Origin of the sequence: Arthrobacter sp. 3Tela_A (assembly GCF_049311025.1) — a bacterium.
Lineage (GTDB): Bacteria > Actinomycetota > Actinomycetes > Actinomycetales > Micrococcaceae > Arthrobacter_B.
Genome location: NZ_JAXIOM010000047.1, coordinates 1 through 23016, shown reverse-complemented (window position 1 = coordinate 23016; position 23016 = coordinate 1). Strand labels below are relative to the sequence as shown.

16 protein-coding genes are annotated in these 23016 nt (G+C 56.8%); 9 read left to right on the top strand and 7 right to left on the bottom strand.

The genetic code is table 11. The features are described from left to right. Positions 1-16 precede the first annotated feature (16 nt). Positions 17-835, bottom strand: a complete 819-nt coding sequence (locus tag TVC13_RS13400; protein WP_422401684.1) for a response regulator transcription factor — start codon at positions 833-835, stop codon at positions 17-19. 130 nt (positions 836-965) lie between these two features. On the opposite strand from TVC13_RS13400, the gene TVC13_RS13395 reads away from it, so the two are divergent. From TVC13_RS13395 to TVC13_RS13385, 3 genes are all read left to right on the top strand, one after another. Next, positions 966-2657 (top strand): sensor histidine kinase, encoded by a 1692-nt coding sequence (locus tag TVC13_RS13395; protein WP_422401683.1) that lies wholly within the window; start codon positions 966-968, stop codon positions 2655-2657. 87 nt (positions 2658-2744) lie between these two features. Further along, entirely contained in the window at positions 2745-3320 is a 576-nt protein-coding gene (locus TVC13_RS13390) for a low molecular weight phosphatase family protein (RefSeq protein ID WP_422401682.1), read from the top strand. Continuing rightward, positions 3317-3784 carry a VanZ family protein gene (locus TVC13_RS13385; protein WP_422401681.1) on the top strand — a complete coding sequence of 156 codons (468 nt, stop codon included), beginning with the start codon at positions 3317-3319 and terminating at the stop codon, positions 3782-3784. The genes TVC13_RS13390 and TVC13_RS13385 overlap by 4 nt, the downstream gene beginning before the upstream one ends. A 581-nt stretch (positions 3785-4365) precedes the next feature. Here the strand turns inward: TVC13_RS13385 and TVC13_RS13380 are convergent. The 6 genes from TVC13_RS13380 to TVC13_RS13355 form a co-directional block, all read right to left on the bottom strand. Next, positions 4366-6516, bottom strand: coding sequence for an acyltransferase family protein (locus TVC13_RS13380; RefSeq protein ID WP_422401680.1), 2151 nt, complete (start codon positions 6514-6516; stop codon positions 4366-4368). Positions 6517-7084: 568 nt separating this feature from the next. Continuing rightward, complete coding sequence (locus tag TVC13_RS13375) at positions 7085-8254, bottom strand: hypothetical protein (protein WP_422401679.1); 1170 nt, start codon at positions 8252-8254, stop codon at positions 7085-7087. A 624-nt stretch (positions 8255-8878) separates the two neighbouring features. Further along, positions 8879-9928 carry an acyltransferase family protein gene (locus TVC13_RS13370; RefSeq protein WP_422401678.1) on the bottom strand — a complete coding sequence of 350 codons (1050 nt, stop codon included), beginning with the start codon at positions 9926-9928 and terminating at the stop codon, positions 8879-8881. A gap of 1969 nt (positions 9929-11897) precedes the next feature. After that, a complete protein-coding gene (locus TVC13_RS13365; protein ID WP_422401677.1) occupies positions 11898-12734 on the bottom strand; it encodes an ATP-grasp fold amidoligase family protein in 837 nt (278 codons plus the stop codon). A 29-nt stretch (positions 12735-12763) separates the two neighbouring features. Beyond that, on the bottom strand, positions 12764-13894 hold the full coding sequence (locus TVC13_RS13360; protein ID WP_422401676.1) for a glycosyltransferase family 4 protein: 1131 nt from the start codon (positions 13892-13894) through the stop codon (positions 12764-12766). Positions 13895-13933: 39 nt separating this feature from the next. Continuing rightward, the gene (locus TVC13_RS13355) at positions 13934-15109 is read right to left on the bottom strand and encodes a glycosyltransferase (RefSeq protein ID WP_422401675.1); all 1176 of its coding nucleotides are present in this window, start codon (positions 15107-15109) and stop codon (positions 13934-13936) included. 164 nt (positions 15110-15273) lie between these two features. Here TVC13_RS13355 and TVC13_RS13350 point away from each other — a divergent pair, with 164 nt between their 5' ends. The 6 genes from TVC13_RS13350 to TVC13_RS13325 all read left to right on the top strand — a co-directional run bounded on the left by TVC13_RS13350 (position 15274) and on the right by TVC13_RS13325 (position 22937). Next, on the top strand, positions 15274-16746 hold the full coding sequence (locus TVC13_RS13350; RefSeq protein WP_422401674.1) for a polysaccharide biosynthesis tyrosine autokinase: 1473 nt from the start codon (positions 15274-15276) through the stop codon (positions 16744-16746). A gap of 90 nt (positions 16747-16836) precedes the next feature. Continuing rightward, positions 16837-18228 carry a sugar transferase gene (locus TVC13_RS13345; RefSeq protein WP_422401673.1) on the top strand — a complete coding sequence of 464 codons (1392 nt, stop codon included), beginning with the start codon at positions 16837-16839 and terminating at the stop codon, positions 18226-18228. A gap of 145 nt (positions 18229-18373) precedes the next feature. Next, a complete protein-coding gene (locus TVC13_RS13340) occupies positions 18374-20122 on the top strand; it encodes a DUF4012 domain-containing protein (RefSeq protein ID WP_422401672.1) in 1749 nt (582 codons plus the stop codon). Between the two features lie 367 nt (positions 20123-20489). After that, on the top strand, positions 20490-20921 hold the full coding sequence (locus TVC13_RS13335) for an LPXTG cell wall anchor domain-containing protein (RefSeq protein WP_422401671.1): 432 nt from the start codon (positions 20490-20492) through the stop codon (positions 20919-20921). 81 nt (positions 20922-21002) lie between these two features. Further along, a complete protein-coding gene (locus tag TVC13_RS13330; protein WP_422401670.1) occupies positions 21003-22316 on the top strand; it encodes a UDP-glucose dehydrogenase family protein in 1314 nt (437 codons plus the stop codon). 357 nt (positions 22317-22673) lie between these two features. Beyond that, positions 22674-22937, top strand: coding sequence for a hypothetical protein (locus TVC13_RS13325; protein ID WP_422401669.1), 264 nt, complete (start codon positions 22674-22676; stop codon positions 22935-22937). Positions 22938-23016 lie beyond the last annotated feature (79 nt).

Below are 23016 nucleotides of genomic sequence, written 5' to 3'. Positions count from 1 at the left end.
GTGGGGGTGAGGATGCCTAGACCGTAACGTCGCTGGGCGGAGCCAGCCGGTACCCGACGCCGCGGACCGTTTCCAGCCAGCGCGGGGAGCGGGAGTCGTCGCCGAGCTTGCGGCGCAGGTTGCCCACATGGACTTCCACGGTGCGCTCGTCAGCCTCGGAGATGTAGGACCCGGTGTGGTATTCCTCGCCGCGCAACCGGCGGACCAGGTCCGTCTTGCTGCGCACACGGCGGCCGGATTCAAGCAGCGCCTGCAGCAGGTCGAACTCGGTGCGGGTCAGGTCTACATGCTTACCGCCCAGCATGGTGGTGCGGGTCCCGGCGTCGAGCACCAGTCCGTTGTGCCGGAACACATCCGAGCCCTCCGGCGGCACCGGAGTGGCGGCCGGCACGGCGGGCTGCGAGCCGGACGTCATCCCGGCCTGCACGGGCGCGGCGGTCTCGGCTGTACCGGCGGCGCCGTCCTTGCGGGGCCGGCGCATCATCGCGGAGATCCGGGCGCGCAGTTCCCGCGGGCGGAATGGCTTGGTGACGTAGTCGTCGGCGCCGGCTTCCAGGCCCATCAAGGTGTCGAGTTCCTCCGCGCGGGCGGTGAGCATCACAATGTAGGCGTCGCTGAACAGGCGCAGCTGGCGGATCACTTCAAAGCCGTCAATGTCCGGCAGGCCCAGGTCCAGAGTGACCACGGCAGGGTTGTGCGTGCGCACTGCTTCCACGCCCTCGGAACCCGTGGGGCTGGCATGGACTTCAAAACCCGACTGCTGCAACACTGCATGCAGAAGATCGCGGATGTCTTTGTCGTCCTCGATAATGACCGCTACACGCTGCGTTTCCATACTGATGCGGATTTTCCTGTCCTGCGAGACCGAAGATAAAACGAGACCTGCTTGTACCCTTTTGGGCATCTTACAGGCTCGGACGATAAGCTGAAGACCCATTAAGTTCCAACTGCAAGGTAGCGGCCCCGTGTCCAGCTTTAAGGGCAGGGCCCTTTCCCTGCTTGGTATTCACAAGGATTTCCACGAGCTGAGTCTCCGCGTCCGCGTGGCCCTGAGCCAGCTGCCGCTCTTCACCGCCGTCGCAGTGCTGATGCCGCTGGTGCTGATCATCAAACCGTCGGCTTTCACGGACCCGGCATTGCTCACCGGGCTGGCGCTGATCGGTATTCTTTCCGCTCTTTCCGTCGGCGTGGCCTGGGAGAAATATTTCCAGCCGGCGTACTGGATCATTCCCATTCTGGATTTTGTAGCGATTGGTTTTCTCTACAATGCGGTCCGACCCGAGGTCACCGGCACAGTGCTGCTCTCCGTTTTCCCGGTTTTCTGGCTGGCGTGGTCCGGGCATGCGCCGAAGACTGCTGCACTGCTGACGGTCACGGGGTCGCTGCTGATTGTCTGGTCCCCTCCGCTGCTGGCCGGCAGCACCCGCCCCGAGGACTACCTCTCGGTCCTGATGATGGCGGTGGTGAACCTGCTGGTGCACAAGGCCGCCTCTGTGATGACGCTCTCCGCCGACGGCCAGCAGCTTGCCCTGGAGCAGAAGGACAGGGCGCTGAAGACCAGCCTGCAGGACAGCCGGCGCCGCGCCCAGCTGCTGGACGCCGTGCTGGAGGCGATCGACGTCGGCGTTATTGTCCTGGCCAAGGACGGGCACGTGATGCTGATGAACTCCCGGCAGCTGGCCACCCATGCCCTTGCGCTGCCGGCGGATGACAAGAGCGCCGAAGCGGACCTGCTGCTCTTCGAGCAGGACGGGCACACCCCCGTTCCGCCCGAGGACCGGCCGCTGGCCCGGGCCATGCGCCGGGAGGCCTTCTCCGACTGCCTGATCTCCATTGGCCGCGGCCCCGGTCAGCGGGCCATGGCGGTTTCTGCCCGGCCGCTGCTGGATGAGCACGGCGAATTCAACGGATCGGTGATGGCCTTCAGCGACGTCACGGACATGCTCCGCGCCCTGCGCGCAAAGGATGACTTCGTGGCCAGCGTCTCGCACGAGCTGCGCACTCCCCTGACTTCGATCATCGGGTACCTGGACCTGGCGCTGGACGCCGATGAAGACCAGCTGCACCCCCAGCTGCGCAGCTCCCTGGAAGTGACACTGCGCAATGCCGAGCGGCTCCTGGTGATCGTCTCGGATCTGCTGACGACGGCGTCGGGCTCGGTCCATCTGGAACGCACCGAGCTGTGCCTCGGGGAGCTGGCAACCTGCGTGGCCGGATCTGCGCAGCCGCGGGCCCAGGCCGCCGGCGTCGAACTACGCCTGGACATCCCGGAACCGGTGCGCGGGTCCTTTGACCAGGTACGGCTGCAGCAGGTGCTGGACAACCTGCTCTCCAATGCCATTAAGTACTCGCCCGACGGCGGCACGGTAACCGTCCGCGTCCGGCGCGAGGGTGAGCTGGCGGTACTGGAGGTCCAGGACCAGGGCATCGGCATGACCGAGGCGGAGCAGGCTGAGGTGTTCACCCGGTTCTTCCGCTCCGCGGCCGTGAAGAAAGCGGCGATTCCCGGTGTCGGGCTGGGCCTTGGCATTACCCGGGACATTGTGGAGGCGCACGGCGGAAGGGTCACTGTCTCCTCCCGGCCCGGTGCCGGCAGTGTGTTCCGGGTGGAGCTGCCCCGTGAGTCCTGTGCCCGGCAGGTGGGTGCGGCAGGGTAATCTCGATCTCGGTGCCGCGTGCTTAGTGCTTGACGCACCAATGCATTCCGCGGTGGCCGCCGCCGTTCCAAGTTGAGATCCGAGGATATGACAGAGACCGCCCCCTTCCGCATCCTGACCGTATGCACCGGCAACATCTGCCGCTCCCCCATGGCCGAGCGCCTTCTCCAGGCCGGGTTCGATTCGGTGGCCCCGGGCGAGTTCGAGGTCCGCAGCGCCGGCACCGGTGCCCTGGTGGGACACGCCATTGAGCCGCACGTGGCCGGGTTCGTGAATGTCTTTGGCGGCGACGCCAGCGGCTTCGTCTCCCGGCAGCTCACGCCGGAGATCCTGCAGGGCCAGGACCTGGTGCTGGCCCTGACACGGGACCACCGCAGCAAGGTGATGGAGCTGGCTCCCGGCCTGCTGCGCCGCACCTTTACCCTGCGTGAGCTCGCCCGGCTGCTTCCTGACGTCGACGGTAATGCCGAGGTTCCTGCGGCCGAGCGGTGGCGTGAGGCGCTCTCCCGTGCCCTCCGGCTGCGTTCCGCCCATCCGGCCGGCCCCGGCGAGGACGACGTGGTGGACCCCTACCGCCGTGACGACGCCGTGTACCAGCAGATGGTCCGTGAGCTCACCCCTGCGGTAAAGGAGCTGCTCGCCTGGGAATACCAGTACCGGTGACCACGTCCCGTCCCAGCCGGCAGGTTCGACGGCGCCGCTTCCTGGCCGCGCTGTTCGGGCTGTACCTGGTGGTGCTGGCCTTCATTGCGTTCTGGCCCTCCCCCGTTGATTCGGGTTCTGCCGGCGGCACGTTGCGGACAGTCCTGGCGTGGCTTCATGAGCACGGTGCTCCCGGCTGGTTCAATTACAACTTCGTTGAGTTCACCGCGAACATTCTGCTGTTTGTGCCCTTTGGGTTCCTGGGCGCGGCGTATGTGGACCGGAGATGGGTGTGGGCCGTGCCGGTTGCGGGGTTCTGCATTTCCGGCTGTATAGAACTGGGGCAGCTCCTGTTTCGGCCTGACCGCTTTGCGACGATGAACGATCTCGTGGCTAATACGTTGGGAACCGCGTGCGGAGCGTTGCCTGTGAAGGTGTTTATACCTGAACGGAAGGACCCATCTATAGCCGTCTGGCACCCTTAGGACGTGGCCACTCGGATCCGGGACTCTTCGTCACAGGGTCGGTGTTAGCTCTCCTAAACGTCGTATAGCTTTTCATCCCCTCCGAAAACGGTGAAATTGTGTCGGTGTGCCGATTCCCCGGTCCACCTCTCGCACACATTCATGATTTGGCCAGACATGTCCGTGACAGGCATGACCCTCACCTCTGATCGAACGATTCGTTTCGCCGCAAAACACCGGCAAGCCCTCGTCAAGAACCAGTAAAGCGGGTGATGATTACTCCCGTTATTCTCACGACTCAACCCCGAACCCGGCAGCCGTCCAGATGCGCCGTCGCCCTCGCTTTAGTCCTCAAGTTTAAACCCGTTACCCCGTCACAAGAGATGGACTCAAGACCGCAGGCAAGAACGAGCATTGGTTGTCCGATGCTGAGGCGAACCATTGCGCAAAGATACAGATTCCAGCCGGCATATCCGTTCTGATACCAACGGAGATTCATACCTCATGTGCGCGCCGCGTTACGGTTCCAGCTCGCCAGTAGTTTCCGAGTCCCTCACCCGCAGAGCGACCATACTGTTAGGACCCAATCGGAGTACTGCAAATTACCCCTGGCTTCCTTCTGGAGCTCCAAGGTCGGCGAGCTTAGACTTCAGGGACGGGGCCATCGTTCGTACATACGTTGCCGTGAGGTGGTTGCTATCGCGGTAGACAAACACATTACCGATCACAACGGAACACTGTTCAGCAGGGCATATGTGGTCGGTCATGTCGAAAACCTCCATGCCCCCTGCGATTTCCGCAGCAGTCTGTTGTGCAGCTAACCCGTTCTTCATCGCCACAACACGGTCAACAGCACATTCCGTGAGGCGTTCCTCGTTAGCCATAGCGCACTCCGGTACATTGATCCCAGGGCGTGGCGTATCTCCCAGAGCAGCAACAGTAATGCCGCTGTCTCGCAAAACCGCCCAAGTTGCGGCCAGTGAATCGGCCAGAGGACGCCCATCTGCTGTGTCGTAGGCCTGCCCGCTGGTAAGAACGAGGTCCGGCTTCTCAGGCCCAGTAAGAGCCGTCATCACATTGTCATGCCAAGTGAGACAGGAATCATATGTTTTCTGGCCGCCTTCAGCCATGATCATGGTCCCTACGAAAGCGCAAGACGATTTCGTGTAACTGTCGACTCGCCAACCATTCTCCTGAGCCAGCCGGCCTAGAGCAGGAGTCCATTGCGCTGCGTGTGAGTCACCCACGATGGCAATCCGATATTCAGCTGCCTCATCGCCGAAGACGCAGTGCTCTGCCTGGTCTTCGTTGACGTTCTGGTGGCACCCCCTAGAAACTGTGTCTGGAGTATCCTCGGCGGCGTACATAGCCAGAGGCACGAACTCGCCAGGCCTATCTTGCGGCTTTCCGACGGACGGGTCCATGGCAAGCAGTTCCGCTCCCCTGATTGGTTCAGCAGTCCTTGCCTCTGAACCGGATACGGGCAATGGCGTGGGTGTAAAGTCCGCGTTGTTGCTGGGCTTAGGGACGAGAAGAATACTTGAGGCGGTAATTGCCACGCAGCACGTAACGATGGTGGTCAGCCCAAGAGCCGTTCCGTGATGCTCTAGATATCGCCAGCGAAGGACCGGACGCTCCAAATACCTGTAACTAAGGATGGCGGGAATGAAGCTTACTGCGATGATCGTTAGACCCTGCGTGAACGAAAGCCCGTTGAGGAGATATGTCCCGACGACGATCAGGGGCCAATGCCAGAGATAGAGCGAGTACGAAATGTTGCCTATCCATGTGAACGGGCCCAACGAAAGCAGGGCACCGACCCCGCTCTGAGATCGGCCATTCATCCCTGCGACGATTATTGCCGCAGCGCCAAGAGTGGGCAGAAGGGCAGCAAATCCAGGAAAAGCGGTACCGCCCGTGATGACGATGGCCGAAGCAGTTATTGCAGCAAGCCCGACCCAGCCCAGAATTTTGGCAGCACGGACACCAATTCGGGCTAGTTCTGTGGCAAACAAGGCCACAATGGCACCTATTCCCAGCTCCCAGAGTCGCGTCGTTGTAACAAAATAAGCGGCACCCGGGTTCAGTTCCGTGTAGTAGATGGAGAACACAAAGGATGGAATGGTCAACGTAAAGACTCCTGCACGAGCAAACGCCAGAGAACGTTCGACGTGCCAAGTGGAACCTCTACCGGTTCGTTTGCGAGACCTCGCAAGGAGACAGGCGCCGACGAGGAGCAAAGGCCAGACTATGTAGAACTGCTCTTCGACAGCCAGCGTCCAAAAGTGTTGCACTGGGCTGGCTGCTTGGTCCTGCTGCAAGTAGTCGGTTGAACTATCAGCGAAAACCCAGTTGACGATGTTGAAAGCGCTACCGAGAAGCTCGGAGCCAATTGAGTCCCATCTGCCGCGCGGGAGGATGGATACGGTCAGAGCAGCGACAGCGAGGAGCACGATTGTCGCCGCTGGCAGAATACGCTTAGCTCGACGTGCGTAGAACCCGAGAAGGGATATCTGCCCGGTGTTCCTTATTTCTTTGATTAGTAGGCCCGTGATGAGGAAGCCGGATATCACAAAGAAGACGTCAACGCCCACGAACCCGCCCGGAACAAATGGGGCACCAGCGTGGTACAGGAGGACAGTCCCTACCGCTATCGCCCGAAGGCCCTGGATATCGCTTCTAAACGACTTGGCAGGCAATGGCCCCACACCCGCGCTCTTGCCCGACTGCGAGCGTAGAAGAGTAGATGCCATGTAATAAACCCCCAGGGAGAGACCGATGACGGCTCCCAGCGCCGCCCGGACAATTCTAACGCCCCCCAGAGGCCGAAATTACATAGGGAAGACGATACGGGGATAACCGCTGGCTGAACTGTAACCAAGACGCCTTTGTGCGCTGCTCCCCATCCTGCAGCGGGTTGTTAAGAGAACTGTCAGTCGGACTAGATGAAGAACGTGCCGGGTTTATGCGCGCGCCGCGGTATTCGGTAAGGGAGCCAGCGTATTGGTGGGGCAGACTACTCGAACACACTCACCATGCAGGTGCCCGGCCCTCTAGCCTTTAGTCTTTACGCTCGTCCATGATCGGCATAAAAACATTTCTGCAGCCCTGTAGAGGAGTGTGAATCCAAATGGACAGACACGCAGAGCGCCTTAGCGTCAAACCCTAAACGGCGTACCCGTTTGCACCGGCGTCATCAGCTGCACGGGCGCGGCTTGGCTGTGCAGGGCATCGGAGAGACCCCTGAACAATTGTCTAGTTTTGACGTACAAGCAGACATAACTGCACTGTGTGGCAACCAACCGCCACCGCAGCCAGTCCTTACAGGTCCGGAAAGCCAGTGGTGGACACCACCCCTCGTGACCTCTGACTACTCGCGCAGCCCTTTGATACCTTGAGTCCAAGGACAAACAGGAGAATTGCAGTTAGATATATGGGCGCCAGAGAGCCGAGAGGTCCACGAAGAAATCCCAGGAGCGCAACGGCGATGAGAGGAGCCGCTATACCGATACGGCTTTTTCCGCCAGCAAGCCATGATCTATCTGCCTTACTCGCGAAAACCCCGAAGATGATCATTGCAACGAGCATGCCAACGATTCCGAATTCGATGAATATCTCTGCATGAAACGGCAAAGACAAGTCTGTAAAAGAGTAGTTTCGGTTTGACGCCACGTCAATGGAAGCCGGGGTGGCTTTCTCCGCCCAAATCGAACGCGGAAGGAAAAACAGTACGGCGGAAAGAACATAATGACCGAAGGAATGACCCCTGTCATTCACAAATATCTGTGAATTAGCCACCTGCTGAAAGCCATCAAAATCCATGCTAGCGAATGCCTCGGCGCCGGCCTTCAACGTCTCTGAACCTTGCACTCCGACTCTAAAGACATTCATTAGAGGATATATTACTAGCGTGCCAAAGACGGCTGCGCCCGCGACCACGAACCCGCCTCTCCTCGACCGCGGTTGAGCTAGGTAAAGAGCCAACGATCCGAATGCGATAACAGCGATATAGCGACTGTTCGCAGATGGATTGCAATAGAAGACGACCAGAGCCAAGGATAGTAGCAAAGCAGTCAGTTCGCTTCCATGCAGGCTCAGGAAGCCAGAATTTTTAATACGATCTCTGACTCGTATTACTGCAAGACAGGCCGCGGCTATGGAGACGGTTATGGGTAACTGTTTACCCAAGGCATAACGTAACCCTCCGACCTCCGCGAAGGACATACCGGACTGGTTAAGTGCCTCCACACGGTCAAATCGGTTAGCGAACATACCCGAAAATCCACCGCTTGCTGAAATAGCGAATGGCGCCAGCGCTATGCCTACGATAATCAGCCCCCACAAAACCCCGGCTCTCACCTGAATGACGCTTTGAGAGTGAACTCCTGCAGGCTGAATCCTTTTGTACGTGACTTCGTATGCCAGAGCGAACGCCACAACTGCTGCGAGAGTAAGGAAGATGGATGCGGAGATGATTCGGTGCTCTGTCATCAGAGGAGTATCTCCCCACGCAAACGAACCATGCGATAACTGGTAGATCGGACCAACACACAGCCAAGCAAAAATGAACGGGTAGAATACGAGGCCGACCAGACGCGCTCCTCGCGTATATGAACGTATGGTTCCCACGGTGCAAACTAAAGCGAGCAGTCCGAGAAGAACAGCGTTTACAGGGTTGTCGATTCCGACAAGCCAAGGAGTAAGGGCAGCTAAAACAACGATTGGAGCGAGGACATGAAGCGGAGTCCGCCCTCCACGTACGCTCTGGCCGTGTCTTATGCTGGCCGACACATTCCGTTGCCCAGCTTCCCGGCGCCCAGTTCTCTCCACTTCGTTCCCCGCTAGTAAGTCCGAAGACATCATGTCCCTGGATTTGTATACGATTCAATAATGGCATGGCCGGGGAGGTCCCAGCCGACTTTCGCTCGTCAAGGTAGAAGACCCTCAAGCTGAGATGCTATCAGCCGTACGCACCCAACATTTTTGAACACGTATGAGGAACCGCTGCGCCAGCGGATGCGAAGATGTGGCCCAGTACTGACGGCGCTATCACGCCGAGTTACAGCTCACAAGGTTCCGATTCCTGTACCAGAACAACAAGCACCTGGTGCTCGTTTACCTTCGAGCCTGCCTGGGACGCGCGTCGAGACGAACTACGTCTCGAGGCGGTTTACTGTATCTCTTTGCGAGATTATGACCAAAAGTGTTGCAAGGTCTTTCGATAAATCTATAGGCCAGCCACGCAAAAAGAGGAAGAAACACGATACCTAAAATAATACCTAGCCATAGAGCATCACCAACAGCATCATTTATGATGCCCATAACAACGGGCGGGAGGAGGTACATGGAATAACTGATTGAGCCGAGCCAAGGGAGGAACTTGGGACCTTTAGCGTTGCGAAAATAAAAGGCGCAGGCGAAAAACAGAAGACCCGCTAGATATGAGGTTGAGTAAACAAACGCCGGCCATTCGCCTCCTTTATCCAACCCAATGTAAGAAGCAGTGGGTACAACTATGATGCTGGCTACGCAAAGTCGTACAAATGAAGTCTTAGGGATTAGGCTGTTATGCGCCATGAATGCTGCGTGCCCCAAGCAGGATACAGATAGCAACATGGGAACACTACCTGGAAGATCTCGTCCCATCAGGGATTCTACGATATTGCACAGTACAAATACGGCTAGCCAGACGTAACCAAGTCGCCACGCCTTTTCCAAGAACTTGAGTAGCTTTGCAGAGATCTGCTGCATATAGAATAGCCACTCTATACTCAGGGTCCACGCCGGACCTAGAAGCGCCACAAACCCTATGAGTTCCTGGAGCATAGTGTAGTTTGTGAATACTTCAAATATCCACGCGCCATTAGTCCAATCGGCATCCCTAAACTTCAATACCAAGGCCGAGGTAAGAACCAATATATATATTGGATAAAGGCGGAACATCCGCTTGATCAGAAACGACCTCACATCACCGTTTCGTAGGCTGAGAGAAATTACGTACCCGCTTACCAAGAAAAACGCAACGACACCAACCCTTCCAAAGTCAATGTAATTGCGAGTGAAATGGTTAAACTCAGGTACTGTCGCCGCTAGGTGGTGAGTAACGGCCACCATTACAGCAGCAAGCCCTCGTATCCACTCTAGGAATACTATTTTCTGTTTCAATTTTGATCCTATGTTGGTACACAAAGATTAGTGTTTGGTAGTGCAGTTCATGAACCGCACATAAGTGACCGGGGGCGAACGCGCCGCACAATTTACCCGCCCCAGGAAAATCGAAGGCGCGAATAGAGACCTGCTGACTGCTGTGCATATGCAAATATTATTGTATTAGGAGTTCAGTCTTCAGAAGCAATAAATGACAACAGTTGAAGCGCTCGTCATGATGCGTATCTTATTCGAAGTCCTACCTTTGGGCACGTCCGCATGGCGCGGTCCGGGTGTTCCTGGCAGACCGACTCAAGATCTCAAGATATTGCCAGAATTCGGCGTTTCTGACCAAGACCATATTAGTGCAGAGCCGAGACGGTCTCAGGATGTCGTCGTGAGGAATGCGCGTTCTAAAATTGCGACCGTGATGTATTGCGTTCCACCGGTGGTCTCCCCTCAGCCGCCCTCGGTTCGAGATACCGGGAGGACACATGAGAACGCAACGATTCCGGTTCGTTCGCCCTCACGGATACCGCAGGTTGGTGGTATCCGTACACCAAAGGCACGAATCAAAGAAAGCCCTGACTTTCCCGTTGTTCCGGGTCGACTCGCATTCACCAAACTTGCAAAGACGCACACTGTCGAGAATACCGATCACCGCGTCTCACGCCTGCTCGGTGAGACCGACCGATCCGTGTCACCTACCTCGTTTTCAGGCTTCGTCTGAACTTTCCGCAAGGCGGAGACCGTCACGGCTGAGTAGTAAATGCTCAGTAGACCGTAGGCCACGGCTGTAGCCGCAAGACCGCCCGTAACGCCCCATGTCCACACTGAATACACGAAGCTGGGCAACCAAGCAACTGCACATACCATGCTGCCCAAGTAGACTAAGGACTGCTTCCCGAGAGGTACCAGGCAAAGTTGGCCCAACGCCCTGGAGACCGTAAACGTCGCCATACCGACCGCGGTCCACATGTGAAGGTCGAGACTTATAGCGACTTCGTTCTGGTACAACCAGCGCACGGCCACTGGGCCGACCACAGCCCAGCCGCCGAAGACCAGAACCCCAAACACGTAAGTAAGCCACGTGATCCGCCTAATCCTCCTTGCTCGATCACGCACCTCCGTCGCAGACCCAACCCACCAAGCAAAGGCCTGCGGATAAAACGAAGTCGCATTATTGGCAGCTTTTTGCATACTATCGAGAGCCGTGAAGACAGGAAGTCCCTGTGGCAGGAAGACCGACACTAAAGTTACGCCGAGGTGCTGCTGTCCTGCGGCAAGGCCGCGGGAAAGCATACCTCCTAAATGCTCTCTGACGATGCATACTGCGCTTCTCGTGCGTCCCCAAGCCGCGCCGAAATCACCCCCTAGAATCGTCCATGCGTTAGCACCTGCCATAACTGCACCTGTGATAAAGAGGACGACAGCGTATGACCACAGTGAGCCCGTTAGCAGTAATAGTGGAAGAGACACCAAGTAACCTGCTAGCCGGACGCCAGCTTCATTGCGAATAACAAACTTAGCATTGCCAGTCCCTGCAAAGAACCACGACGCGTTTAAACAATTCAGACTCGTAGCTATCATGAAAAGGACGCATTCCCATTCAAAAGCCGGAGCGAGAGATAAACACAGCCAAGCAGTTACCGGGAGCAACAGCAGGAGAACTAGAGATCGCGATTTCAGGCTCTCCGCGTAGATCACCTTTCTCATCATAGCGTCGCTGGAGGCTACCTGCTGAGCACCCACAACCTGCCATGCCAGGCCGGCGACGATACTAAGAAATGCGCCCAGCGACTGTCCCAGTCCAACGGTTGCCCAACCGACAGGGCCGAAGTGAGAACTGATGACGGGAAGAAGCAAAAGCGTTGAAACCATTGTCAGGAGCGGCACCAGTGCGAAGCCGGCTGCGCGCTTTAAATGGCTCACTGTTGAAACCGAAAACGATAGAAATGCAAGCGGCCGATCTTGACAGGTCCTCTCATCAAATAGACGGCAGCACCCATTTTTGACCTAACTCGTAATCAAAAGACCTGGGTTCAAATGGTGAAAGCCCGCCTCCTGGATAGGGGGTTGTTTCGCCAAAATATATACCCTTGGGGGTGTCGAATAGGTCGATACGCATGAAGTCGAACTTTGCACCTAGAGACTCAGCTACTGCAATCATCCGATCGAGGCTCTCTGGACGAGGCGCCACGGCTGATTCCTGCCAAAAGCCTTTTGCGACTCCAAGACTATTCCAATCACGGTCGTACAACCGCATCTGATGACCATTGAATCGGTTCTCGTCCACCTGGATTACTTCGACGCGCCCCGCAAACACAAAGAACTTGTAGTCGCTTGGCGCGTTCTCGTCACCAATCCACTCCTCAAGGAAAATCAATGGATCTGCTTGACTATACGCCCACTCCCCCAAGACATCGGCCTGCATATTCTCAAGCCAACCGCGTGTAGCGTCTCCTAGTTCCTGTAGATCTGGTGTGCCGACACCTAGGTACACGCATTGTGACCGATGGTTTGCCTTCAAAATCCACCGATCAGGAAAATTGAAATCGCGAAGTTCTTGAATGTCCGTACCGCTCCAAAGCGTGCGCGGGACCTTGACGCCGCTTGTAGAACGTTCTGCAAACTCCTTCATTGAAAGCTTGTCACAAGTCCAGGCGATATCATCCCGTCGATCATTTATGATTCGCCAATTGACTTTCTCATTAAAGGACCTAGGCTTGTCTAGATTTGGCCAGCGACGGTGAGCCTTAAGGTAATGGATGCGCCTTCGTAGCGGCAAAGGGAGAGTTTTTAGAACTTTGTGTGCTGGGTGCATGTGTCTTGATGGTCCTTTTTTCTGTAATCTCAGACCGGATCGGCACTATTCTGCCTATAGGACTGCAGGGTTGCATCCAGGCTTGCCACAATCCTGTCGTCTGTATACTCTTTGGAAGTTTCTATGGCCTGTTCAGAAAGTTGGGCGATCATATCTTGGTCAAGAACTTTCAGAATCGTGGACACTAGGTCATCTTGATCGCCTGGTGTGTACAGAACGCCGTCTTGTCCGTCGGTTATGATTTCCCCAGGCCCTCCTCCTCGAGTGGCAACCACGGACAGGCCTGCGCCCATTGCCTGAACGATGACTTGACCGAACGGTTCCGGCACAGTAGAGGCATGAATGAGCATGTCGTGTTCATCTAGTATCGGTCGTACATCAGCTACGTGTCCTAGAAAGTTGACATGGTCCTCCAAACCGAGCTCCTGGACTAAGGACTTCAGTTCAGTTTCGTAGTCTTTTTCATCGAAGAGGGCAGCGCCGGCGATCGTCAGCTTATAGTCCCTGCCATCTTTAAGCCCCACCAATTTCGATGTCGCGTGGATGGCGTGATGAACACCTTTCCATCGCGAGAGACGACCGAGATACAGCAAGGCCACACGGTCTTTGCGAGTTAGACCGTGTCGAGGTGCAGGCACTTCTCCCTGTCGAATACCACATGGGCTTGGGACTACCCTAGTATTCATAGAAGGGCGCACGTCACGAATCGTGGATGCCGTCCACTCCGAATTGGCGAGACATGCCCCCGTTCGCGGTAGCGTTACCCACCGAGTGGCCGTCCGGTTTATCCACGACATCGCAGAGTCTTTGAGTCCGTCGCGCACCCAGTAAACCAAAAACGTCTTCCTAGGTTTCACCAAAGCACAGTAGAGCGCCGACCGCATAGAATTTGCCACCAGAACACGTGGGTTGTGCGTCCTCAGAAATTTTCTCAGTGCCACGAGGTCTAGAAACTCTCGGGGAATTCGGCGACTCATGGATGGCTCTACAACATGCACGTCGGCATCCGGAATGTTATCCCACAATCCTCCGCTCTGTAACGTCACTAACTGGAGATCCAGCTGGGACAGTCGTAGGTATCGTGCCAACGCTAACTCCGCGCCACCTGGCTCTGAGGTGTGGGTAACTAATACTAACGGCGTCTTTGAGTTGTCTTCCACGGTTCTTCCGCGTGTCGGATTCTTATGCACTGTACTGTCCTAATTGAACTTTTCTGGATCAACCCAATCATAAATTTCAGTTTGGAATCGCTCTTTGGAAAAGACCTTCGCTCGCTCCTTGCAGTCGAGTTCATCCAGTCTCGCTGCGGCTTCGACCGCGACAGCCAGCTGTGTACTGGATTCGCCCTCCAACAGGCTCCCTGTAAGTCCGGAGATCACTGACTCAGAAGCTCCCCCAACCGCGTTGGCTACGACAGGCGTCCCTAAGGCCATCGATTCAACGGGCATTATTCCAAAGTCTTCCACGGCCGGGAACACGTATACCAGGGCCTTTTGGAATAAACAGCGAATTAAACTATCACTTGGATCTTCAATTATGGTGACTGGAACGCTGGCAGTTGATGCTTGGTTTCTGAGCTCCGCGAGCAGAGGCCCGGATCCTGCGAGTACAACGGGAATGCCAGCTGCTTCCCCTGCCCTTATGACGAGATCCAGGCGCTTATATGGAATGAACCTCGACGCTCCCAGTACGTAAGCGTCGGGAAGGCTCTCCATTTGCGCTGCATCGGATGCTCCGAGACGAGCGGACCAATCAGCCACTGCCTGCAACTCACTGGTGTCCACAGGCGGATAAATAACACGCGATTCGAGTCCCCAGGTTCGGGCAATCCTCTCACTTACGAAAGCACTGTTTGCCGCAATCGATGTTGCCTCTCGTGCCCGGCGTCTGTCCAAACTCTTCAACGGCACGGAGGCTAGTCTCGCGCTGAGGCTGTCGCCCCTGGCGTCTAGCTCGGGTGTCCAAATGTACCGAGCCGGCGTATGAGCGTAGACAAACTTCGGAACGTGTTCGGCGCCTCTCAACCTGGCGTGATGAGCAAAAAGGTGTGTGCTTATGAACATCCAGTCGTAACCATCATTTGGCGTCATGCGCCATACGAATGGCATAGCAGGTAGAGCAAGCGCCTTGTGGTTCCGGAGCGGGCTCCTAGCGAGCCATGATTCTTTGACAGTACGGGACCCATAGGCGGCCGGATCATCGTTCCATAGGCACTGGATGTCCGCAGACTCAAACACCTCTGCTGCGGCTTCCAAGACCCGTTCAGAGCCCCCCCGTTTTGCTATCCACTCATGAACGAGTAGTCCGCCCACATTTACCTCTGATTCCTGTGTGTCTTGTCTCTGGGCATAATTCCCCGTCACGTCGACGATCATGTTATTGCCATGACTCCGGCTGTCGGTCTGTCTAAGCTTGGATCGAAGACAGCCTATCCGATCTATCTAGGGTCGAGTTATCTGCCCAATTGGGATCGACGGAATACACGGGATAGCATGTGCACGGCTGTACGCCACTTCACCATGGTAGAAAGGTCTCACCCTTGGAGCTTCGCGACTACGTACGCATCCTCCGTCGAAACTGGATCCTAGTAGTTGCTGTTGCCCTACTTTCCGTTCTCCTGGCTGCGCTTATTACCCTGGTTTCTGCAACCAAATACACCTCAACTACGAAGCTATTCGTGGCCACCCACAGCTCGGGGTCAATTCAAGAACTCCAGCAAGGCAATACATTCACGCAGGCCCGAGTGAAGTCCTACGTGGAGACGGTCCGGACGCCTGCTGTGCTTCAGCCTGCCATCGATGCCCTTGGATTATCAACGACTCCGGCCGAACTGGCCACCCAGATCGACGCCAATGCCGATCTCAACACCGTTATCATCACCATATCCGCGACCAGCGAATCTCCCACGGAAAGCGCGGCAATAGCCCAGGCTGTAGCGGATAGCCTCATAGATACTGTGGAGGACCTCGAGAGTCCTTCAACTGGTGGGATTTCACCCGTAAAACTGTCGGTTGTCGCGCCGGCGATCGCGCCCCCGTCGCCCTCGTCGCCCAACACGCTTCTCAACCTCACTATTGGCTTGTTCGCAGGCCTAATCGTCGGCCTCGGCAGTGCGCTTATTCGCGCGTCCTTGGACACCAAAATCCGCGGAGAGGACGATCTTCGGACCGTCGCAGAGATCCCTCTGCTTGGTGGCATCGCATACGACTCCGCAGCTGCCGCTGATCCGCTTCTTACTAGCGCAGAACCTCGTGGCACTCGGGCAGAGTCGTTCAGGCAGATTCGCACGAATCTGCAGTTTGCGACTGTAGGAAACGAATCCGGAACCCTTCTGGTGACATCGTCCATCCCTGCAGAGGGCAAGACCACAACAGCGATAAACCTCGCCATTGCTATGGCTCAATCCGGACAGTCAGTCGTACTCATCGACGCTGACCTGCGAAGGCCTCGTGTTGACCAATACCTCGGCCTGGAACGAAGCGCAGGTCTGACCACCGCTCTCGCCGGCCAAGCCGAGGTTGATAGTCTCCTGCAGCCGTGGGGGGCGGACCAGCTCTTTGTTCTGACGACTGGTCAGTTGCCCCCTAATCCGAGCGAATTGCTGGGATCTCTGGCAATGAAGCGTCTCCTGGAGCACCTAGAGGGTGCTTTCGACGTGGTCGTCATCGATGCCCCGCCGTTGCTGCCTGTTACGGATGCAGCAGTACTGTCTCAGCAAGTTGGTGGAGTCATCGTTGTCGTAGGCAGCCAAGTGGTTAATTCTAAAGACCTCAGCAAGGCCATGTCCTCACTCGCGATGGTAGAGGCAAACATCCTGGGCGCAGTCATGAATAAACTCCCCACTCGTGGCCCCGACTCTTATGCCTACTCATATTATTCCTATGCAGACGCAGGCCCGGACGTGCAACGAGGGAAGGCACCGCGGAATCGGAAGAGTTCGAGCGTAGGAGCGGGACAGTCTCGGTCCCGTCAAGGTCACACGAACCGTGAGCCTGAACGCCGGCGGTCCTGAAAGTCCGTATTCTGCAAAAACAATCATAAATGGGGGAAAGCGTCTATGGGCGCCAAGACAGATTGGAAATACCGTTACAAGCGTCGCCTTGTGATCACAGATGCTCTCATCGTCATCTGGGCAACCGTAGGCGCCTATATCATCCGTTTCCAGTCAGGGATACTGAGCAGCACATCGAGCGAGACAACGGCGTACGCAGTATTTACCACGCTGCTTGCCGCCCTTTGGTGGTTGATGCTGGGTGCTATGGGTTCCCGAGAAACGACCATCCTCGGATCTGGTATTGAAGAGTATAAAAGGATCCTGACTAGTTCCTTCGCCCTCTTCGGGGCCATAGCTATCATTTCCTACGCGTTCCAGTTCGAAATAGCTAGAGGTTACGTAGGGCTAGCCCTACCTGTGGGGGTCCTGAGTCTACTTACGGGAAGATGGGCAGTTAGGCGCTTGTTGAGATACGACAGGTACGTCGGTAACAGCAATGCCCGCGTAGTAGTAGTGGGCGGGGACGATGCGGTCAAGCACCTCGTAAGTTCGTTCAAGAGACAGCCGGACGCTGGATACCAGCCCGTTGCCGCCTGCGTGGCGGGTGATCAAGCTGGAAATGGCACCTCCACCACCGGCACTCTTATGACCAGGGAAGGCGTAGACCTTCAGACCATAGTCCGAACCGTCGAGGAGTCTGAGGCAGATACTGTGGCCATATCGGCGGGTTCACAGATATCGCCCCAAGATTTGCGGAGACTGGGTTGGAAACTAGCGGAGTTGCGTGTATCTCTCATCCTCGCGCCTGCCCTTACCGATGTTGCTGGCCCACGCATCCACACGCAGCCTGTGGCCGGCCTACCACTCGTGCATGTATCGACCCCTAAACTCAGTGGTGGCCATCGGTTGACGAAGAGGGTGTTTGACGTAGCAGCGTCCGTAGCGCTCCTACTTATTCTCAGCCCCATTTTCGTCCTCACCGCGACACTAATTAAAATTACTAGTCCGGGTCCCATATTCTATCGACAAGAAAGAATTGGCATCCACGGCAAAACCTTCCATATGATCAAGTTTCGATCAATGACGGTCAACGCAGATTCGCAGTTGCTCGCTCTCTTACGAGAACAAGGCACCGATGGAGCTCCGCTCTCTAAGATTGATAATGACCCACGTATCACGCCTATTGGGAAGATCCTCCGCAAATTCTCGATCGACGAGTTGCCTCAGCTGCTGAACGTAGTCGCAGGCAGCATGAGTCTCGTTGGTCCACGCCCTCAAAGGGCACATGAGGTGGCCCTGTACTCGGATGGAGCACATCGACGGCTTTACGTCAGTCCTGGCATGAGCGGTTTGTGGCAGGTAAGCGGTAGGTCAAACCTCACGTGGGATGAAGCGATCCGGCTCGACCTATATTACGTAGAGAATTGGTCATTGACGCAGGACATTATCATTCTTCTTAGGACATTCCGTGCTGTCCTGAAGAGTGATGGGGCCGTGTAGGCAATCTGCGCTCCTTGTTGCCTCATCTATACGTTAGGCGCTTACTATGCAAAACAAAAGGAATCGATCGAAACGGTTCAGGAAAACAAGAATAGTCCGGTTGAGAGCGGTGCTAACTCTTCTTCTGGTAAGTATCGTTGGCACTTTGGCAACGGCGGGCGTAGTCCTTTTTCAACAAGTTAACAGCGTCAAGGCGCATCTGAGTACGGCCTTGGATTCGGTTCCTGAGGTGCGTGCACACCTCACCGAATCGGAAGTTGAAGAGTCTGAAGCAGTCTTGGAGAGGATCAGCCATGATATCTCGACTGCTAAGACGACCACGGACGGCCCTCTTTGGAGGCTCGCGTCAGCACTTCCTGGCATTGGACCCAACTTCAGTGCTGTCGCTGAAGTCACTGTAACTGTCGATGACGTGGCCACGCGAGCCGCAATGCCACTGGTTCATGTTTATGGCTCTCTAAACTTGAATGATCTCGCTCCGCGGGACGGGAAAATCAATCTGGCACAGCTGGAGGATGCGGCTCCAACAGTCAGCAGCGCAGCTGACTCTCTCGCTCTCTCTGCCGACAGGCTCGACCGCATAGACGTGGAGCCACTGCTGGACGCCGTGGCTGGCCCCATACTCTCAGCCCGCCAAGAGATTCGGGAACTTAGCAGCGTCCTAGACGCGGCGGCCTCCGCTACAAAGCTGCTGCCGAGCATGCTGGGCGCGGAAGAGAGCCGTAATTTCTTGATTCTTGTACAGAATAGCGCTGAGACGCGGGCTACTGGGGGAATACCAGGAGCGTTGGCCATACTTACGGCACAAAAAGGAGAGATAGAACTCGGTACACAGAGCAGTGCAAGCGCCCTAGGGAGGTTTGTTCCAACCCTGGAGGTGGACCCAGTCCAGGTTAAGCTGTTTACGTCTCGCCTCGGCAGTTACATGCAAAACGTAAACCTTACTCCGGACTTCCCCACCGCAGCTGCTACGGCTAAGAACATGTGGGAAGAACGATACGAGGGCACATATATCGACGGCGTTCTTGCGTTAGATCCCGTGGTTCTTTCATACCTCCTTGACGTGACAGGACCTGTGAAGCTGAGCGACCCCGATGTCCTCCAGATCCTTGATGGAACAGAACTCCCATACTCGCTCACCGGTGAGAATGTTGTGGATACGCTACTATCCGATGTATATCGTGAGATTGAGGACACAGATGCCCAAGACGCGTATTTCGCGGCGGTGGCAAACGAGGTATTTACCGCGTTTATGAAGGGTGGGCACGATAGCAGCGAGCTCCTCCAGGCGCTATCGAAGAGTGCAGACGAACGGCGCTTATACCTCTGGTCAAACACAGGCAGTGAACAGGCGGTCATCGCCTCCACTGCTTTGTCTGGGGAAGTGACGGGCGCGGCGGGAGGGGGAGCTTCATTCGGCGTTTACTACAATGATGGCACTGGCGCGAAAATGGATTACTATGCTCGTCGAACTGTGGAGTTACGGCAGTCTTGTTCTGGGGACGGGTACAGTACATACACCGTAAGATTGTCCTTGGCTAACACTGCCCCGCAGGATGCAGCGGAAAGTCTCCCGTCGTACGTAACTGGTAATGGACAGTTTGGTGTCGCCCCGGGTGATTTCCAGACAAATTATGTCTTCTACGGGCCTAGCCAGGCCCTAGTTGAAAGCGCGAGATTGGACGGCGTAAGCACACCAATCGGTTCTGGTCTACATGGTAAACGGCCGGTCGGAACTGTAACCGTGAATCTTGCCCCTGGACAGACCGCCGTACTAGAAGTTGATTTCACACGGGTCATACAGTCATCGGAGCCGCACCTGGTAGTTACACCGACCCTCATTCCGATGGACGAGGCTATCCGACCGTTCGCCGCTGCATCAGCGTGCGAATAGTTGGGGCGAGCAGAATTGGCACCGACAAAGAGTTGGACGTTACACCAGTTGCTGTTACCGTAAGAGTGTTTCCGCTTCCCGCATGTCGAATGTCTCACTTTAGAGGACTGTTTCGAAGGCAGACGCGGGGATCTTGGATTTGGGTTGGGTTCAGACGTTCATGGTGGGAACGTAACCAATCACGCGTTCGACCGACTTATATCAATCGCATGGGGAGTCTCATATGAAAAAAGCAGCATCCGCACTGGCCCTCGCCGGAGTAATTACGTTCGCTGGAGCCAGCGCGGCGACCGCCAACACATACCCGGCCCCACCCGCAGACGCAACAGGAACCGTTAGCGCTGGCGTAGTTGTTCCCGGTGGAACCGTGACTTTCAGCGGTACCGGCTTCAACCCCGGCGAAATCGTTGACATCACGGTCGACTACAACAACGACCCGAATGTTGTCGCTGGATCCGGTGTAAACGGTCTCATCATTCTCAACCAGCGTGTTGCTGCCTTCACAGCTACTGCAGGGGCAGACGGAACCTTCAGCGCCCCCGTGACCCTGGGCGAAGAAGGCACCTACACCCTCACCGCAGTAGGCCGTGACTCCGGCCGTACGGTAACTTCCACCGTTACCGTCGATGCCAGCGCAGCTGCAGGCGCGGGCAATAACGCTGCCGGCAACAGCGCAGGCAACGAAGGCCTCGCCAACACCGGCGCAGACTCCACCATGCTTCTCTGGGGCGCAGCGGGCGTCCTCGCGCTCGGCGCAGGCGCCGCTTCCATCGCGGTCTCTCGCCGCAAGAGGGCCTAACAACCAACAACAAGGATGCGGTCGGGTGCACATAGCCCGGCCGCATCTTTTTGCATCCATCACAAATTGATTTAGGGAAACATGCGCATATCTGTCATTGGCTGCGGCTATTTGGGAGCCGTACACGCCGCCTCCATGGCGAAACTGGGCCATGAGGTAGTTGGCATTGATGTTGATCAGAACAAGATCAAAGAACTGTCCGCAGGCACGGCGCCGTTCTTTGAGCCCGGTCTGCCCGAACTCCTCAGCGAGAGCCTGCGAAGCGGGCGACTGACTTTCAGCACCGATATGGAAGACGCCGCCGGAGCCCAAGTCCATTTCCTGTGTGTTGGCACGCCGCAGAAGAAAGGCGAATACGCCGCTGACTTGCGCTACGTCGACGCGGCCTTCACGGCTCTCACACCCTATGTACAGCCGGGAGACGTAGTGGCCGGCAAGTCCACTGTTCCCGTTGGAACAGCCGCCCGTCTCGCCGACGAACTAGCAGAAACTGCCCCCGGAGCGATCCTGGCTTGGAACCCCGAGTTCCTCCGCGAGGGCCACGCCGTCGCGGACACGCTGACCCCCGACCGGTTCGTGTATGGTGTGCCATCCGGAGAAGCCAGCGAAGCCGCTGTCGCGGCTCTCGACGAGGTCTACGCCACTCCCCTGTCCACCGGAACGCCCCGGCAGGTAGTCGATTACGCGACCGCCGAACTGGTCAAGACAGCAGCAAACTCCTTCCTGGCCACGAAGATCAGCTTCATCAACGCCATGGCTGAGGTCTGCGACGCTGCCGGCGCAGACGTCACCGCCCTTGCCGACGCCATTGGCCTGGACGACCGGATTGGCCGCAAGTTCCTGAACGCCGGAGTGGGCTTCGGCGGCGGCTGCCTGCCCAAGGACATCCGTGCCTTTATGGCACGGGCCGGCGAGCTCGGGGCTGACCAAGCACTGACGTTCCTGCGCGAAGTCGATGCCATCAACATGCGCCGACGCTCCCGCGTGGTGGAGATGACGCGGGAAATCTGCGGCGGCTCACTGCTTGGCAAGCGCGTCACCATTTTGGGTGCCGCTTTCAAACCGGACAGCGACGACGTGCGGGACTCCCCCGCACTGAGCGCAGCGGCCCAGATGCAGCTCCAGGGAGCGACCGTCACGGTGACCGACCCGGAAGCGCTGCAGAATGCCAAGGGTCGTTTCCCCGAATTGGGTTACGAGCCGGTGACTGAGCATGCCATCCAGGATGCCCACGCACTGGTGCTTCTCACCGAGTGGAAGGAATACCGAGCTCTTGACCCCGTAGCTGTTTCTTCCCTGGTGACCGAAAAGAACATCATTGATGGACGGAATGTACTGGACCCCGCAGCATGGCGGGAAGCCGGCTGGACGTACCGTGGAATGGGACGCCCGTAATCTTGCGTCATATTTTGTGAAGGCGTGGAACTGTCATGGATAGTTCCACGCCTTCATCATTTGGACACCTAACTAGTTGGGTGAACGACGGGGTGAAAAGCTTGATGGGATCTTGTGCCTGGATTGCGGTTCCGTTAGGTTTTGCAGCCTAACGTCATAGCGGAACAGCTCACCGTGACGCCAATTTTTCGATTGGGGCGCGTCACACTTTGACTGTTACGATGAACTCCTTATCGGCAGGCAGATGCCGCCGGTAAGAAAAGTTAGGTCTCAACATAGAGAATTTTCCGGGGGATAGTTTTGACAGGTATGTCGTCGCCATTTTCACTAGCCGATCTCACTAACAACGTGGGGCTCATGATCTGGGCAGCCATCGGCGCAGCAGGACTCCTCGCAGGGTTCATCTCCGTCAACGTAGCCAAGCGCCGCAGCCTCAGAAACATGAACAACGATGCTGCCTCCGCGGGCACTGGAACTGCTGCACCGCAGTCGGCCGAGCAGAACACTGTGCCGGAAACCGTTTCTGCCCGGGCAGCCAGCCAGCCGGAACCCGCTTCCGAGTCTTACGCACGCACTCCGTCTTCCCGGTCCGGCAGACGCCTGACCCACGCCGGACTGTAAACCACAGCGTCCCGCGAAGACCCCGCTTCGCGAACAAACAACTGCAGACATACGAGTGGCCGGACAGCCTCAGCTGTCC